The following is a 17,408-nucleotide window of genomic DNA, read 5'->3' as shown; positions in this document are numbered from 1 at the left end:
TCGTGATCTGTGCCCGACGCTCCGCGCTTGCCCGCGCCTCGGCTGCGGCATAGAAACGGCATGAGACGCTGCGGCCTGCACGGCCTTTCGGGGTCCTGATCGCACATAAGGGGCCACCCCAAAACTGTCAACGTGACCTAACTGGACAGGCCAAAACGCCGCTTGAGACGCGCGCAAAAGGAGACACATCCGTGACATTTTCAATCAAACCAGCCGCAGCCCTGCTTGTCGGCGGATTCCTCGCTCTGCCGCTCGCAGCGCAGGCGCAGGATACAAGCACGGTTCTGGCCACGGTCGGCGGCGAAGACATCACACTGGGCCATCTGATCTCCGTTCAAGAGAACCTTCCGGCCGAGTACAAGCAATTGCCGGACAACGTGCTGTTTGATGGTATTCTCGACCAGTTGATCCAACAATCTGCTCTGGCGCAATCCCTGGGCGACACTGTCCCGGTCCGGGCCGAGCTTGGGCTGGAAAACGCGCGGCGCTCTTATCTCGCCAATTACGTGCTTGGCGGCGCGGCCGCAGCCGCAGTGACGGAGGAAGCTATTCAGGCCGCCTACGACGCGCGTTTCGAGAACAACGAGCCGGAGCAGGAATACAACGCCGCGCATATTCTCGTAGAGACCGAAGAAGAAGCGGCCGCGCTGATCGAAGAGCTTCAGGGTGGCGCCGACTTCGGCGAACTTGCGCAAGCCAAATCGATAGGGCCTTCGGGCCCCAATGGCGGCGATCTGGGTTGGTTCTCGGCTGGCATGATGGTGGCCCCTTTCGAAAACGCTGTCATCGCCCTCGAAACAGGCGAAGTCTCCTCACCCGTTCAGACCCAGTTCGGCTGGCACGTCATTCGTCTTGTCGAAACCCGCGAGAAACAGCCGCCCAGCCTTGAGTCGATGCGCGCCGAACTGACCAGCGAACTGGAAACCGCCGCCATTCAGGAGGCAATTGAGTCTCTCACCGCAGGTGTCGCTGTCGAGCGTCCCGAGGTCGAAGTGGACCCGTCGGCGATCCGCGATAGCACACTGATCGACTGATCCGACGGACCAATGATGTTGGAACGGTTTGAACGTCGCGCGGCGTGGCGACAAGATGCCCGTCTTCGCAGGCTCAGCCGCGCTGCGCGCCCGGCAGTCGCCCCTGCGGTGTCGCCTTTGGCACCGAAGGCATTTCCGGAATTGCCCGTTATCGGTGGGGCAAGCTTCGCAACCTGTGCGGCTGGCGTGAAGTACCAGGGGCGCGATGACGTGATGCTCGCACGTGTGTCCCCCGGCTCTGTAATCGCTGGTGTGTTTACCACATCGTCCACCCGCTCAGCACCCGTTCTGGACTGCGAACGGAAGATGGGCTCCCCAGCCACCGAGGGGGCCGCGATACTCGTAAACTCCGGCAACGCGAACGCTTTTACCGGCAGTGCCGGATCAGAAACTGTCGCGGTGGTCACCGCAGCGGTGTCCGAAACGCTCAAACTCCCGCAGGACCGGATTTTTACAAGCTCCACGGGCGTTATCGGCGAACCACTCCCTCACGAGAAAATCACGTCCTGCATTGGGGCGCTGCACGCTAGCCTCGATCCACGCGGATTACCCGCGGCGGCCCGAGCGATCATGACAACCGATACCTACCCCAAAGCGGCCAGCGCCACTGCACAGATCGGGGAAACAGAGGTGAAGGTCGCCGGGATTGCAAAAGGGTCCGGCATGATCGCACCGCACATGGCAACGATGCTGGTATACATCTTCTCGGACGTTGCCATTACGCAAACCGCGCTTCAGACGCTCGTGTCCAGGATCAACGCCCGCAGTTTCAATGCCATAACCGTAGACGGAGACACGTCGACTTCGGATACGCTGCTTTGCGCCGCAACCGGCAAGGCTGGCAATGCGCAGATTACCGATCCGGACAGTCCGGAGGCCGCGTACTTTGACACGGCGCTTGAAAGCGTGATGCACGATCTGGCTCTTCAGGTGGTTCGGGACGGCGAAGGAGCGACAAAACTGATTGAGGTGCGCGTTACCCAAGCCGCATCCGATGCAGACGCATGGAAGGTCGCCCAAAGCATTGCAAATTCACCGCTCGTCAAAACAGCCATCGCCGGAGAGGACCCGAACTGGGGACGGATCGTCATGGCTGTGGGCAAGTCCGGCGCGGCGGCAGATCGCGACCGCCTGTCTATCTCGTTCGGAGACATTCTGGTGGCGGAAAACGGTTGGGTTGCAAGTAGCTACTCCGAAGAAGCAGGGGCCACCTACATGCAACAACCCGAGATCACTGTTGCGGTCGAGATGGGTCTGGGTGACGGACGCGCAACCATGTGGACATGCGATCTGACCAAACGCTATATCGAGATCAACGCGGACTACCGCTCGTGAAGATGGTTCTTGTCTCTGCCGTCGCGCTGATTGACCGCGACAATCGGGTACTGCTGGCGCAGCGACCCAAAGGCAAGTCCATGGCCGGCTTGTGGGAGTTTCCAGGTGGCAAGGTCGAGCACGGCGAAACGCCCGAAGCCTGTCTCGTGCGGGAACTGCGCGAAGAGCTTGGGATAGGGACTTGGAACAGCTGCCTGGCCCCGCTGACCTTTGCGTCGCACAGCTACGATGACTTTCACCTTTTGATGCCGCTTTTCGCTTGCCGCAAATGGGAAGGCATCCCACAGCCGAAAGAAGGACAGACCCTTGCGTGGGCGAAGGCGAATGCCTTACGGGACTACCCAATGCCGGCCGCTGACATCCCGCTGATTCCCATCCTGAGAGACTGGTTGTAAATAAAATTCGCGTCGCGCACAAAAATTGCGCAACAAAACCCGGGAAAATCGTCTTTTTGTGGCGGAATTGTAATGAATTGTGTCTCGAATGATGATAGTTTCATGAAACATCACTCTTGGAGACATCCATGCTTCGTACCATCACTCTAGGAAGCTGCGTGTCGATCCAGGGCTTTTTCGTTAAGGCTCTGGAAGATGGCCGCATTGTTGTGCGTGTCGGGACGCGGACTTTCAAAGGAATACCGATCGGTCGCACTGCATAACCGATCAACTTTACACCAACCAAAAAAAGAGGTGGCCCGGGCCACCTCTTTTTTTCTTGAGTTTCGGATTATCAGTCGAGGTTACGCTCGACCTCCTCGCGCTCGAAAATCTCGATGACATCGCCGGCGCGAATATCGTCATAGTTCTCGAACGCCATGCCGCACTCTTGCCCGGACTGGACTTCCTTAACCTCATCCTTGAAGCGCTTAAGCGTCTTGAGCGTACCTTCGTGGATCACCACGTTGTCCCGCAGAAGCCGTACGCCCGCCGAACGGCGCGCGACGCCTTCGGTTACAAGACACCCGGCGACCTTGCCAATACCGGAGACCTTGAAGACCTCCTTGATCTCGGCATAGCCGATGAAATTCTCGCGAATTTCGGCGCTCAACAAACCTGAAGCCGCAGCTTTCACGTCATCGACCAGGTCATAAATCACCGAGTAATACCGGATCTCCACGCCCTTTTGCTGCGCCGCGTTCCGCGCGGGCGCGTTGGCCCGTACATTGAAGCCGAACACAGGCGCGCCAGAGGCTTCCGCCAAACCGATATCACTTTCGGTGATCGCACCAACACCGGAATGCAGGACACGCACGCGCACCTCGTCATTTCCGATCTTCTCCATCGCCTGAACGATTGCTTCGGCAGAGCCCTGCACGTCTGCTTTCATCAGGATCGGCAGTTCGGTGACATTCTCGTCCGCCTTGGCCTTGGCCAGAAGCTGGTCGAGGGTCGTCGCGGCGCCTGCGGCAGCCCGGCGCTCTTTCGCGGCGTTCTCGCGGTATTCCGCGATTTCGCGCGCTTGCGCCTCTGTTTCCACAACGTTCAGAACGTCGCCCGCTTCCGGCGTGCCGTTCAAACCCAGAACTTCAACCGGAACCGACGGGCCAGCTTCATCGACACGGTCGCCCTTGTCGTTGATGAGCGCGCGCACCTTGCCCCATTGCTCTCCGACAACGAAGATATCGCCGCGGCGCAACGTCCCGTTCTGAACGAGAACCGTCGCGACCGGACCACGACCAACGTCAAGCTGCGCTTCGATGACGGCACCAGAGGCAGCACGGTTCGGGTTGGCCTTCAATTCAAGGATTTCCGCCTGCAAGGCAACTGCCTCCAGCAGCGTATCTAGGCCCTGACCGCTGATCGCGGAAACCTCGACATCCTGAACATCACCGGACAGCTGTTCCACGATCACCTCGTGCTGCAACAGGTCCGTGCGTACTTTGTCGGGATTTGCGTCGGGCTTATCGATCTTGTTGATCGCAACGATCATCGGCACCTGCGCGGCCTTCGCGTGATTGATCGCCTCAATCGTTTGCGGCATCACGGCGTCGTCGGCGGCAACCACGAGGATAACGATATCGGTGACCTGCGCGCCGCGGGCCCGCATGGAAGTAAATGCAGCGTGACCGGGCGTGTCGAGGAAACTCAGAAGCTGACCACTGTCCGTCTTGACCTGATACGCACCGATATGTTGCGTGATCCCGCCAGCTTCGCCCGAGACAACCTTGGCGTTCCGGATCGCGTCCAGCAGAGAGGTTTTGCCGTGGTCGACATGGCCCATGACGGTGATGACCGGTGGGCGTGGCGACAGGTCTTCGGCCTTGTCGTCAACCGAGTCGATCACGTCTTCGACGTCGGCATCCGAGACCCGGACCACCTTGTGGCCAAATTCTTCGATGATGAGTTCGGCAGTGTCAGCGTCGATAGACTGGTTCTGGGTCGCCATGATACCGTTGTTCATCAGCGCCTTGACCACGTCGGCGACACGTTCCGCCATGCGGTTGGCCAGTTCCTGCACAACGATGGCTTCGGGCAGCTGCACATCGCGGACGACCTTCTCACGCTCTTGCGTCCCGCCCATCGCCTTGCGGCGTTCGCGTTCCTGCTTGCGCTTCATCGCAGCGAGCGACTTCTGACGGCCACCATCCCCAGACAAGGCCTGGTTCAAGGTCAGTTTTCCCGACCGCCGACGGTCGCCACCGCCCTTGCCGCCCTTGTTCTCGCGACGTTCGCGGTCACGATCGGCGGGCTTGGCGCGGCTTGGTCCCTTGCCGGTGCGTGCAGCGTCCGCGGCCTGCGCGGCCGCAGGGTCAACCGGAGCATCCGCAGGCGCATCCGCTGCCTTGGGCTTGGCAGCATCACGCTTGGCTTCGGCAGCCTCACGCTTGCGTGCGTCCTCTTCCTCGGCAGCCTTCTGTCGGGCCCGCTCCTCGCGTTCGCGTTCCTCGCGTTCCTTGGCCTCCAGATCGGCCCGGCGGCGCGCCCGTTCTTCTTCGCGCTCGCGGGCTTCCTGAGCGCGGCGTTCTTCTTCTTCGGACTCACGCGCCTTGGCGGCGGCCAGCGCCTTGAGACGGCGTTCCATCTCCGCATCGGTCGCGGTGGCCGGTTTGGCAGACGCGCCACCGCCTTGCGACTTTGGGGCTCCGGGCTTGGGCACCAGAACGCGCTTGCGCTTGGTCTCGACCACAACGTTCTTGGTCCGGCCGTGGCTGAAGCTCTGCTTCACCTGACCGGTCCGGGAACCGCTGCGGAGACCAAGTGTTTTCTTGCCGTCTGTATCGCTCATGCGCTTGTCGTATCCTTTCCGGCAGCAGCGCTGCCGACATCATTTTCGCGGACGCCCAAAAGCCGCGTGGCTTCCTCTACAACACGTGTTGTGAGTCCACCAGCCGTTAAGGCGCCATGTATCACACTATCGCGGCCAAATGCCAAACCCATTTCCCGGGCGGACAACCAGCCGATATACGTCTCCGGCCCACCGGGGGGCCGTAATTTCGTTTTGCCGCGTTCAGACCCGTCGGAGGCCTGCAATAGAACGGCAGCTTCGCCGGAGACCAGCCAGCTTTTGACCTTCTCAAAGCCCATCACGGCCTCACCGGCCTTGCGACTGAGCGCAAGGAGGGAAATCACGCGCGCCAGAAGAAGGGCTTCGACCTGATCGGGCAGGTCTGGCGCCACTTCAACTGCACGCTTTGCGCCGCGGGCAAACAGCTTGCGGGACACAGCCGTGTCCAGTGCGGTTCGTGTCGCCCGAACCCAGATCCCACGTCCCGGCAGCTTGCCCGCAATGTCCGGGACGATGGCACCATCGGGCCCCACGACAAACCGGATCAACTCGGCCTTTGGCCAAACCGCGCCGGTGGCGATGCACTTGCGCTCCGCCCCGGCCTCCCGGTCTTTATCTGCGCCGCCGCGACCCATCGATCCGACCCGCTGACCCGGCTCAGGCCTGCGCCTCCTCCGTCTCGGCGGCGTCGTCCGCGCTCTCGGATGTATCGGCGACCAGATCCTCGGGGTCTACCCAGCCAATCGCCACACGCGCAGTCATGATGAGGTTCTGTGCCTCTTCGAGGGACACGTCGAATTGTTCAAGAACGCCATCATCCTTGACGCGCTCACCATCGACCGTGGTCCAGCCGCCAGCCAGTTCCCAATCCGCACAGGTCGCGAAATCCTCAAGGGTTTTGACACCGTCTTCCGCAAGCGCTTCCAGCATCTGGGGTGTGAGACCGTCAAAATCAATAAGACTGTCCTCGACACCCAGTTCGCGGGCGCGTTCAAGCGCCTTGCGGGCTTGCTCCTCAAGATGCTCGCGCGCTCGGGTTTGAAGCTCTTCGGCAGTGTCCTCGTCGAACCCGTCGATCACCAGAAGCTCGTCCTGCTCAACATACGCAACCTCTTCGAGGGACGTGAAGCCTTCTGACACCAGAAGCTGCGCAAGCACCTCATCCACATCGAGGGTCTCGACAAACATATTGGTGCGTTGCGCGAACTCAGCTTGACGACGTTCGGATTCCTCCGCCTCGGTCATGATGTCGATATCGAGACCGGTAAGCTGAGAGGCGAGGCGCACATTCTGGCCGCGACGACCGATCGCGAGGCTAAGCTGCTCGTCCGGGACGACCACTTCGATCCGCTCGGCGTCTTCGTCCAAAACAACCTTGGACACCTCGGCGGGCTGCAACGCGTTCACAAGGAAAGTTGGCTGATCTTCGTTCCACGGGATGATGTCGATCTTCTCACCCTGTAGCTCGTTCACAACCGCCTGCACACGCGAGCCGCGCATACCAACGCAGGCCCCGACCGGGTCGATGGAGTTGTCGTAGGAAATAACGGCAATCTTCGCCCGGCTGCCCGGATCACGGGCCACAGCCTTGATGTCGATGATGCCGTCGTAGATCTCGGGCACTTCCATCTTGAAAAGCTCTGCCATGAATTCCGGCGCGGTACGGCTCAGGAAAATCTGCGGCCCACGCGTTTCGCGACGCACGTCCTTGATGTAGCAACGGATGCGGTCATTGGGGCGATAGCTTTCGCGGCCGATTTTCTCGTTCCGGCGCAGAACGCCTTCGCCACGGCCGATGTCCACGATGACATTGCCATATTCCTCGCGCTTGACGACACCGTTGATAATGGTGCCCGCGCGGTCCTTGAATTCTTCGAACTGACGATCCCGCTCCGCCTCGCGCACTTTTTGCAGGATTACCTGCTTGGCCGATTGGGCCGCGATCCGGCCCATCTCGACCGGTGGCACTTGATCGACCAGTTCGTCACCGACTTGCGGTGGCGTGTCCTGGTCAACACCTTCTGCCAGCGCGCGGTCCAACTCAGTGGGTTTGCGCAACAGGAACCGGCGGTTCGGGAACTTCTCGGACGTTTCGGTTTCCGGATCAAAAACCTCGCGCACACCAGAAACGACGATGATGTCAGACTTCTGTGCCTTTGCAGTTTCCAATGCTGATTGCACTGTCATCTCTGCTTGGTAATTCTCAAGCTCTTCGTCATCGGACACGGTGCGCACGCGGGTGAAGGTCGCCACGCCGGTCTTGCGGTCGATGGAGACGCGGATGTCCATCTCCGCGCCGTAGCGGGACTTCGCTGCCCGGGCGAGGCTTTCTTCCATCGCTTCGATCACCAGTTCGGGATCGATCATCTTTTCCCGCGCGACTGCCTCGGCGGTTTGCAAAAGCTCAAGCTGGTTTGCAGAGGTAATGGCCATCTGTCTCTCCCTTAGGCGGTATTCGCCGGTGTCTCGTCTTCGCCATCAATGATGGTCTGTATTTCGTCAAACTGCGCTTCGTCGACCTCACCCGCATCCTTGCGCGCGCGCAGGACATCTCGGATCAGGTCATCGGTCAGAACGAGTTTTGCATCGCTCAACCACTCGAACTTCAGTCCGATGGTGCCTTCTTCGATCTCGATCAGGACCTCGTCGCCCTCGATACCCGCAAGCGCGCCTTTGAACCGGCGACGACCGTCGATCAACTCTGTTGTCTCTATTTTCGCCTCGTATCCGACCCAGGCAGCGAAATCCTTGAGGCGTGTCAGCGGCCGGTCAATTCCCGGGGAGGACACTTCGAGCGTATACTCATCCTCGATCGGGTCTTCGACATCGAGGATTGCGGAGACCGCCGTTGAAATCGCGGCGCAGTCATCCACTTCGATCCCCCCATCGGGCTTGTCCGCCATGATCTGGAGCAACCGGGTCTTGCCGCTCATCAACCGCAGGCGCACCAATTCATAGCCCAGATCCTCGATCACGGGCTGAACGATCCCGGCAAGGCGCTGGTCCATCATGGTCTTGGCGATCAGTTCGCTCACGACGTTTTCCTTGGGTCTAAAACAAAAAAACGGGCCGAGCGGCCCGCGATTGTGTTCCGGTGGGGCGCAGTGTGGACCTGCACCGCCGCTGTTGATCGGGCATATACGCCCGAATCTTCGCCAATACAAGGCCTGTCAGTCAGGCGGTGTTCAGGTCCTCAAGCAGCCGTCCGTGCTTGCGAGTCTCCGCCAGCAGGTCGCCGAAGGTTTCGATCCCTCGCGCTTTGAGCATCGGCAACATCTTCAGGAACACCTCCGTTGTCGCCAGTGCATCACCAAGGGCGGTGTGGCGTGCCTCCTCGGGGATGGACACCTCAAGCCGGTCTGCAATCGCATCCAGTGAATGCTCCGCGTTCTGTCCATAAAGCACCGCCGACAAAAGCACCGTATCCAGCACCGGATGATCGAACCGGGCCCCGATCTTTGCCTGCGCACGGTAGAAGAACGCCATGTCGAACGGCGCGTTGTGCGCGAGAAGTACCGCACCGTCGGCAAAATCGTGAAATGCGCGCCCGGCAGTCGCAAAATCCGGTGCGTTTTCGACCATCGCATCCGTGATACCGTGAACGTTCGTGGAGGAAAGTGGGATCTTGCGACCCGGATTAACAAGCGTGTCCAGAATTTCGCCCTTGACCATCTTGCCACCGATCACGCGCGTGGCCGCGATCTGGCACACCTCATCGCCGCGATCTGGCATGAGACCGGTCGTCTCGGTATCGAAAATAACATAGCAAAGCTCGTCCAATCGATGCTCCATCACATCCTTCGAGGGACGCGCGTGCATCAGCTGGAAATCAAAGACCGCTTCACGCGGCACCGGAATATGCGTGCCGCAGGGCATGTCGGTGAGCGGCGCCTCGCGCAGTGTCAGCACATATGCCGGTGCCTGATCACTATCGGGAAGCGGCTCCAGCAGACGCATCCCAACACCGAGCCGCAGCCGTTTCTCAGGAATATCGATGCGCAGATCGGCACAGGCTTCGCGCGGGGCCTCCAGCAACTGAGCATAGGCCGCCTCGATCGGAGCTGCGCCCAGCAGTCCCGCCAGGGACCGATCGAGCCCCACTGCGCCACAACGTTCCAGCAGGGTTCTGGCGCGACCGTTGTAGAACACGACCTGATGTCCAGCCGTTGCGATCACCACCCCGGTGGGCAGATCTGACAAGACCGCCTGAAGGTGTGATTTTTCCGCCGAAACCCGGGTCGTCTCGCGCATCACCTGTTGCGCGAGGCCGTTCTTCATTTCGGTCAGGTTGGACGTGACAGCTGCCGCCGCAGGGGCCAGATCACCAAGATACTTGGCAGTTTTCTGGTCCAGATCGCTTTCGATATCCGCGTGCGCCCGCGCTCGCATGTCCGTGGCAAGCCGGTCCACGGCCTTCGCGACATTCTCGTCAAACAGCATCCAGACCCATGTCACGAGGCCGACAATGACGAACGCCGCCACCGCACCGGAGGTCACGAAGGCCGACAATGCCTCCGGCTCTGCCAATTGCCGATACCCGAGCCAGAGGGCAGCACAAACCGCCGCGACCCCCCCCAAGGCAACAAACGCGAAAAACAGAAAGACGCGAAACCGAAGACTCAGTGTATCAAACATGGCGTAAGCCCCCCCTCAGGGCTTTGGCTGTTCAGGCGCAGACGGCCTCCCTCAATGGATCCCCTTCCTCCATGGGAAACCAGTCGGCACCAACGGGTGCACCCTGTTCATCAAATTCCATACCGTCTGCCATGGCTGCGCGCCTTGACTCAGCGCAATCCACGATAACCGGCACCTCACTGCCGAATTGCCACCTTTCCATCGAAACGAGCGGGACGATGACCTGATCCGGTTGATTTTCATTGCGAAGCGCCCTGCCCATATCCACGGCGAGAAAGCGGTTCACGAAGGGCTTCACGTAGCTCCACGGCTGATAAAATGCCTGTTGCTCGTGGGCGACCAGAACTTCCACGCCGTCGGGCAACTGCGCCAGAGTGCGCGGGTACCAACTGTACTCGCTCCAGATCGTGAAGCCGATCATCGCCAGGCCTGCACTGATGGGCAGCATCGCCCGTGGCAGCCGTCCACCGGAGATCCAGTTGAGCAACAGGACAAGGCCGGCAGCCCCGAATCCGATGGAAAATGTCGCGACTAATTCCAGAAACATGCGTGTCCTATCATCCGAGTGCACCCTTACCCTGGCCTACAGCGGATTGCATGGTGCGCACCACCACGAACGCGTCACGCAGGTGGCTGCGCTCGAAATCCGAGAGACTGGTCGGCGCCATGAAATTGTCGGGCTTGGCCCCGGCCCTGATCTGTGCGGCCTGATGGTTGAGCCGTGTTTCTGCCACCAGGTCGTAGGCATCCAGAAGATCATGCGCCCCGGACTTCGAAATGATGCCCTGCTCCTGCGCCTCGACCAGCCGGGCACGTGTGTTGACGGCCGTCAATTGCCCCTGAAGTGCGTAGACGCGCCCCAGATCCACGATCGGCACCACGCCATTGTGCTTGAGGTCTATCTGGTTCTTGTGTTCGCCTGATTTGATCGTTGCGAAGCCGCGAAACATCCCCAACGGGGGTGTGTGCTTGAGCGAGTTCGAGACCATGTGCGCGACGAAGATGCTGTTGGAGGCCGCGCTTCTGAGCGTCGCTTCCCGCAGATCATCAAACAACGCGGTCGTGCCCCCTATGGGTCTCAGGTCGAACATCACAGAAGCAAGCATCTGCGCTTCGTTGTCGGGCTTTGCTATCCACTTTGCGAAATAGTCTTTCCAAACCGCCAGAGGCTGCCGCCAGCGGTCCGCCGTCGCCATCATATCGCCTGGACAATAGAAATACCCGGCATGGTCCAACCCATCAGAGACAAACTTCGACAGTGCTTTGAAATACGCGTCGTGTTCGGGTTGCATGGCATCGTCGATGATCAGGCAATTGTCCTGATCCGAGACACCGGTCTGTTCCTGTCGGCCCTGCGATCCGCAGGCCAGCCACAGGTAAGGGACAGGCGGCGCGCCAAGCGCGGCCTCGGCAAGCGTAAGCAGGCGACGGGTGGCTGCATCGGCGATATCGGTGATCAGGCGCGTGACAACCTCGTGCGGATTTCCCGCCCCGACCAACTGCGCCAGAAGCTCCGGCAGCCGTTGGGTCACGCGGGCGATCTCGGCACTGTCTGCAGCATGCGCCGCGTCGTAGACAAGCTGTGCGGAACTCAGGGCCTGAAACCTGATCAGGTCTGTCTGCGTGACGATCCCGACCAGCGTCCCCTTGTCCGTTATGGGCAGATGCCCGATCCGACGTTCCAGCATCGTGTGCAGGACATCCGTTCCCAACGCCTCGGGCGGCAGACTTACGGGATCGGCAGTCATTAGCGTGGTTACCTTCTCCTCGGGAGAGACCCCATCGGCCAGGGCCCGGGTCATATCGCGAACCGTGACGATGCCAACGAGGCGTCCGCCGTCTACTACCGCAAGCGAGGACACACCCCGTTCGCGCATGACCTGTGCCGCCCGCTGAACCGACTGCCCGGGCGTCACCCCAATCACCTGTCGTGACATGAGTTCCGAAATCCGCGCAGTGGACAGATCGGTCTTGCGGCTGTCGCCCGTGCGCGAACGCTTGAAGAATTTGGCAACCGACGGGTTTTCCTTGACCAGACGGTGGAAAACCGACGCCGGCAGAAGAAAGAGTTGCGCGTCGGTAACGGCCTTGGCGGCAGTCACGGCCTTGCCATCGCGGCTGAGCCCGCGTTCCGCAAAACTGTTTCCGGACCCAAGTTGAGACACCTGCGCACCGGAGGCGTCGGAAACGCTGACCTCCCCTTCGGCAACAACGTACAGACCCTTCAGCGTATCACCGACATCGTAAACGGACGCATCGGCCGGAACCGAGACCACCTCAATCGCCCCTGCGACATCGGCAAGTTCTTCTGCCGAAAGCGCATCATACGGATGAACGCGCGCAAGAAATGATGTGATCTGCGAAACGTCGTGCATCATTGCGGAAGGACCCTTTCGTTAGAAAAAAGCGCGCCCCGGCAGAAAACCGGAGCGCGCAGTCGTTTGACGCAGAGGAGGACGGGGGACGCCCCCCTCGACGCTGATCTTAGTGATCGACTGCTGCGCCTGCACCCTTGGGGATACGAACGCTTTCGACCAGTTCGACGATGTCCTGCGGAACCGGCTCGGTCGACTTCGACACGAAATAGGCCGTGACGAAGTTCAGTGCCGCACCAACCGCGCCGAACGAAGTCGACTTGATGGTCAGCAGAAGCGGATCGCTGTCATCAAAGGTGTTGGTGCCCGGGATGAAGAACCAGCCCTTGTGCAGGAAGATGTAGATCAGTGTCGTGACCAGACCGACCAGCATACCGGCAACTGCACCCTTGTTGTTGATGGTTTTCGAGAAGATACCCATCATCAACGCGGGGAACAGGGACGCCGCTGCCAGACCGAAGGCCAAGGCCACGGTTTGGGCCGCAAATCCCGGAGGATTAAGCCCAAGATACGTGGCCACACCAATGGCAACAGCCATCGAGATCCGCGCTGTCAGAAGCTCGCTTTTCTCGGACATGTTCGGGGTCAGCTGACCTTTGAACAGGTCATGAGACACCGCAGACGAGATCGCCAGCAACAGACCCGCCGCTGTAGACAGAGCCGCTGCAAGACCACCAGCTGCGACCACCGCGATGACCCAGCCCGGAAGCTGCGCAATCTCGGGGTTCGCCAGAACGAGGATGTCCCGGTTCACGCTCAGCTCGGAGCCCTGCCAGCCGCGCTCGGCAGCCGTTGCGGCATAGGCTTCGGATCCGTCGTTGTACCACTGGATCCGGCCGTCCCCGTTCTTGTCTTCGAACTTCAGAAGACCGGTGATTTCCCAGTTCTTCATCCAGTCAGGACGCTGCTCGTACTCCAGCGGTTCGGACTGAGTGCCGTTCGGATAGACCGTGTCGATCAGGTTCACGCGCGCCATCGCACCAACAGCAGGAGCCGTGAGGTACAGCAGGGCGATGAAAACCAGCGTCCAGCCCGCGGACCACCGCGCGTCAGCCACTTTCGGCACCGTGAAGAAGCGCATGATGACGTGCGGCAGACCAGCCGTACCGATCATCAGCGAGATCGTGAACAGAACCATGTTCAGCGTGTCGGCATGGTGTCCGGTGTAGGAGGCAAAGCCCAGTTCCTGCACAAGTCCGTCGAGCTTCTGAAGAAGCGGCTCGCCGGATGCAACATGCTCACCGAACAGTCCCAGACCCGGGATCGGGTTGCCGGTCAGTTGCAGCGAGATGAAGACCGCAGGGATGGTGTAGGCCGTGATCAGAACGCAGTACTGAGCAACCTGGGTGTAGGTCACACCCTTCATGCCGCCGAGAACCGCGTAGCAGAACACAACGCCGGCACCGATGAACAGGCCCGTTGCATTGTCCACTTCAAGGAAGCGGGAAAAGGCAACGCCAACGCCTGTCATCTGGCCAATCACGTAAGTGACCGACGCGACGATCAGGCAGATCACAGCAACCATGCGCGCGGTCGGGCTGTAGAAGCGGTCACCGATGAATTCCGGAACGGTGAACTTGCCGAACTTACGCAGGTAAGGGGCAAGCAGCAGCGCCAGAAGCACGTAACCACCGGTCCAACCCATCAGGAAGGAGCTGTTGTCATAGCCGGTGAAGGCGATGAGGCCTGCCATCGAGATGAACGAGGCTGCAGACATCCAGTCTGCCGCTGTCGCCATACCGTTGGTGACCGGGTGAACGCCGCGACCGGCGGCGTAGAATTCAGATGTGGAACCCGCCCGGGCCCAGATCGCGATGCCGATGTAAAGCGCAAAAGTCGCGCCAACCACCAGCAAGTTCAGGGTAAACTGATCCATTGTTCCGTGTCCCTCGGATTACTCTTCGACGCCGAATTCTTTGTCGAGGCCGTTCATGCGCCAGGCGTAGAAGAAGATCAGTGCCAGGAATACGAGGATCGATCCCTGCTGTGCGAACCAAAAGCCGAGGTCCGTTCCTCCCACCGGGATGCCCGAAAGAAGCGGGCGCAGTAGAATGCCAAATCCGAACGACACAGTCGCCCAGATTACGAGGCAGATTTTCACAAGGCGAATATTGGCCGCCCAGTAGCCGTTGCTGTCAGAGTTGTCCGACATGACTCTCTCCCTTTCCAAAATTAGGGGTTCCGCGCGGAACCCCCCGGTTCCTCTAACCCGTAATCCCTGCCACGAGCCCATCCAGCGATGCCTTGACGTCGTCGATCGACGCCATCGCATCGACTTTGGACAAGCTGCCTTGCTGCTCGTAATAGGTGATCAGGGGTGCCGTCTGGGCGTGATAGGCTTTCAGCCGCTCGCGCACCGTCTCAGCATTGTCGTCGGCCCGGCGCTTCATGTCCGTTCCGCCGCATTTTTCACAAACCCCGGCAACTGCCGTGGGTTTGAAATCGTCGTGATAGCCTTCGCCACACGCACCGCAGGTAAAGCGGCCCGAGATGCGACCGACCATCGCCTCGTCATCGACCTCGAGCGAGATCGCTGCGTCGATTGTCTGCCCGGTTTCCTTGAGCAACTCGTCCAACGCTTCGGCCTGGGCCGTGGTGCGTGGAAAGCCATCGAGGATGACACCGGACTTGACATCATCATCGCCCAGACGATCCTTCAGGATCGCCAGAACGATCTCGTCCGAGACCAGTCCACCGGATTCCATGACCGCTTTGGCGGCCTTTCCGGCTTCGGATCCCGATGCGACCGCTGCCCGCAACAAATCGCCGGTGGACAGCTGCACGAGCCCGAACTTTTCTTCGAGCATACGGGCCTGTGTTCCCTTGCCGGCCCCAGGAGGGCCAAGCAGGATGACATTCACGGTCTTTGTGATGGTTGATCCGTCCATTGCCCTCAGTCCTTTTTGTTCATTCTGTTGTTGATGAGGTCGTCGACGACGGATGGGTCTGCGAGGGTTGATGTGTCTCCGAGGGCGCCGAAGTCGTCTTCGGCGATCTTGCGCAGGATGCGGCGCATGATCTTGCCGGAGCGGGTTTTCGGCAGGCCGGGGGCCCATTGGATGAGGTCCGGGGCGGCGATGGGACCGATCTCGGTGCGGACCCAGGTGCGCAGCTCCTTGCGGAGCTCCTCCGAGGGTTCCTCGCCGTTCATCAGGGTCACGTAGCAGTAGATGCCCTGGCCCTTGATGTCATGCGGGTAGCCGACCACGGCGGCTTCGGCCACCTTGGCATGCGCCACCAACGCGGATTCCACTTCGGCGGTGCCCATCCGGTGGCCCGAGACGTTGATCACGTCATCGACCCGGCCGGTGATCCAGTAATAGCCATCCGCGTCGCGGCGGCAGCCATCGCCCGAGAAGTAATACCCCTTGTAGTCAGAGAAGTAGGTCTTCACGAAGCGCTCGTGATCGCCGTAGACCGTGCGCATCTGGCCCGGCCAGCTGTCCTTGAGGCAGAGCACGCCCTCGGCCGTCGTCTCGTGGATCTCCTCGCCCGAATGGGGGTCCAGGACCACCGGCTGGACGCCGAAGAACGGGGTCGTGGCCGAGCCGGGCTTGAGCGCCGTGGCGCCCGGCAGCGGGGTCAGCAGGTGGCCGCCGGTCTCGGTCTGCCACCAGGTGTCGACGATCGGGCATTTGCCCTTGCCGACGAGGTCATTGTACCAGTTCCAGGCCTCGGGGTTGATCGGCTCGCCGACCGTGCCCAGCACCCTGAGCGTGCTCAGGTCGCACTTCTCGACGAACTCCGGCCCTTTGGCCATCAGCGCGCGGATCGCGGTGGGGGCGGTGTAGAACTGGGTGACCTTGTGCTTGTCGCACACTTCCCAGAACCGGCTGGCATCGGGGTAGGTCGGCACGCCCTCGAACATCACCGTGGTGCCGCCATTGGCCAGCGGCCCGTAGACGATGTAGCTGTGGCCCGTGACCCAGCCCACATCCGCCGTGCACCAGTAGATGTCGCCCTCATGCACGTCGAAGACGTATTTCTGGGTCATCGCCGCATAGAGCAGGTACCCGCCCGAGGAATGCACGACGCCCTTGGGCTGGCCGGTGGAGCCGGAGGTGTAAAGGATGAACAATGGGTGTTCGGCCTCGACCTCGACCGGGCGCTGGACCTCGTCCGCCTCCAGCATCAGCTCGTTATAGTCGAAATCGCGCCCGTCGACCCAGGTGGTCTGCCCGCCGGTGCGCTTGACCACCAGCATCTTGACGTCGTCCTTGGTGTGCAGCAGGGCGGCATCCGCGTTGGACTTGAGCGGGGTCTGACGGCCGCCGCGCGGGGCGTAGTCGGCGGTGATCACCAGCTTGGCATCCGCGCCATTGATGCGCGCGGCCAGCGCGTCCGGCGAGAAGCCCGCGAACACGATCGAGTGGATCGCGCCGATGCGCGCGCAGGCCAGCATCGCATAGGCCGCCTCGGGGATCATCGGGAGATACAGGATCACCCGGTCGCCCTTGCGCACGCCGAGGTCTTCCAGAACGTTGGCCATCTTGCAGACCGAGCGGTGCAGCGCGGTGTAGGTGATGTGCTGCGCGGGCTCTTCGGGATCGTCGGGCTCGAAGATGATCGCGGTCTGGTCGCCGCGGGTCGCCAGGTGCCGGTCAATGCAGTTGGCCGCCACATTCAGCGTGCCATCCTCGAACCAGCGCACATGCACGTCGTCATGCGCAAAGGACGTGTCCTTCACCTTCGTATAGGGCTTGATCCAGTCCAGAGAGCGCCCATGCTCGCCCCAGAACCCCTCCGGATCCGAAACCGAAGCCGCATACATCTCAGCATAACGATCCGCATCAATATGCGCGGT

14 protein-coding genes are annotated in these 17,408 nt (G+C 60.8%); 3 read left to right on the top strand and 11 right to left on the bottom strand.

The features are described from left to right. Positions 1-191: 191 nt before the first annotated feature. From ACP15N_RS18490 to mutT, 3 genes are read left to right on the top strand one after another with little or no spacing between them, the layout of a single operon-like run. Entirely contained in the window at positions 192-1,034 is an 843-nt protein-coding gene (locus tag ACP15N_RS18490) for a foldase protein PrsA (protein ID WP_425093795.1), read from the top strand. A gap of 15 nt (positions 1,035-1,049) precedes the next feature. After that, a complete protein-coding gene (gene argJ / locus ACP15N_RS18485) occupies positions 1,050-2,369 on the top strand; it encodes a bifunctional glutamate N-acetyltransferase/amino-acid acetyltransferase ArgJ (protein ID WP_425093794.1) in 1,320 nt (439 codons plus the stop codon). Beyond that, complete coding sequence (gene mutT, locus ACP15N_RS18480; protein WP_425093793.1) at positions 2,366-2,764, top strand: 8-oxo-dGTP diphosphatase MutT; 399 nt, start codon at positions 2,366-2,368, stop codon at positions 2,762-2,764. The genes argJ and mutT overlap by 4 nt, the downstream gene beginning before the upstream one ends. Positions 2,765-3,098: 334 nt before the next feature. Here mutT and infB read toward each other — a convergent pair whose 3' ends face one another. The 11 genes from infB to acs form a co-directional block, all read right to left on the bottom strand. Then, a complete protein-coding gene (gene infB, locus ACP15N_RS18475) occupies positions 3,099-5,594 on the bottom strand; it encodes a translation initiation factor IF-2 (RefSeq protein WP_425093792.1) in 2,496 nt (831 codons plus the stop codon). Beyond that, positions 5,591-6,229 carry an RNA-binding protein gene (locus ACP15N_RS18470; RefSeq protein ID WP_425093791.1) on the bottom strand — a complete coding sequence of 213 codons (639 nt, stop codon included), beginning with the start codon at positions 6,227-6,229 and terminating at the stop codon, positions 5,591-5,593. Before ACP15N_RS18470 ends, infB begins: the two co-directional genes overlap by 4 nt. A 22-nt stretch (positions 6,230-6,251) precedes the next feature. Next, the gene (nusA, locus tag ACP15N_RS18465) at positions 6,252-8,027 is read right to left on the bottom strand and encodes a transcription termination factor NusA (protein WP_425093790.1); all 1,776 of its coding nucleotides are present in this window, start codon (positions 8,025-8,027) and stop codon (positions 6,252-6,254) included. An 11-nt stretch (positions 8,028-8,038) separates the two neighbouring features. Then, positions 8,039-8,629, bottom strand: coding sequence for a ribosome maturation factor RimP (gene rimP, locus ACP15N_RS18460; protein WP_425093788.1), 591 nt, complete (start codon positions 8,627-8,629; stop codon positions 8,039-8,041). A 139-nt stretch (positions 8,630-8,768) separates the two neighbouring features. Further along, on the bottom strand, positions 8,769-10,229 hold the full coding sequence (locus ACP15N_RS18455; RefSeq protein ID WP_425093787.1) for an exonuclease domain-containing protein: 1,461 nt from the start codon (positions 10,227-10,229) through the stop codon (positions 8,769-8,771). 31 nt (positions 10,230-10,260) lie between these two features. Then, positions 10,261-10,776, bottom strand: a complete 516-nt coding sequence (locus ACP15N_RS18450) for a hypothetical protein (protein ID WP_425093786.1) — start codon at positions 10,774-10,776, stop codon at positions 10,261-10,263. Between the two features lie 10 nt (positions 10,777-10,786). Then, positions 10,787-12,604 (bottom strand): DUF294 nucleotidyltransferase-like domain-containing protein, encoded by a 1,818-nt coding sequence (locus ACP15N_RS18445; protein WP_425093785.1) that lies wholly within the window; start codon positions 12,602-12,604, stop codon positions 10,787-10,789. A gap of 109 nt (positions 12,605-12,713) precedes the next feature. After that, positions 12,714-14,480, bottom strand: a complete 1,767-nt coding sequence (locus ACP15N_RS18440; protein ID WP_425093784.1) for a sodium:solute symporter family protein — start codon at positions 14,478-14,480, stop codon at positions 12,714-12,716. 18 nt (positions 14,481-14,498) lie between these two features. Next, a complete protein-coding gene (locus ACP15N_RS18435) occupies positions 14,499-14,756 on the bottom strand; it encodes a DUF4212 domain-containing protein (RefSeq protein WP_425093783.1) in 258 nt (85 codons plus the stop codon). 52 nt (positions 14,757-14,808) lie between these two features. Beyond that, positions 14,809-15,492: an adenylate kinase gene (locus ACP15N_RS18430; RefSeq protein ID WP_425093782.1), complete on the bottom strand. Its 684-nt coding sequence runs from the start codon at positions 15,490-15,492 to the stop codon at positions 14,809-14,811. A gap of 5 nt (positions 15,493-15,497) precedes the next feature. Then, the coding region (gene acs / locus ACP15N_RS18425; protein WP_425093215.1) for an acetate--CoA ligase at positions 15,498-17,408 on the bottom strand (1,911 nt) is incomplete at its 5' end.

Source organism: Tropicimonas sp. S265A, from assembly GCF_049800835.1.
Classification (GTDB): Bacteria; Pseudomonadota; Alphaproteobacteria; order Rhodobacterales; family Rhodobacteraceae; genus Dinoroseobacter.
Note: the sequence above shows the minus strand (reverse complement) of the source record. Positions and strands in the feature narration are given on the sequence as shown.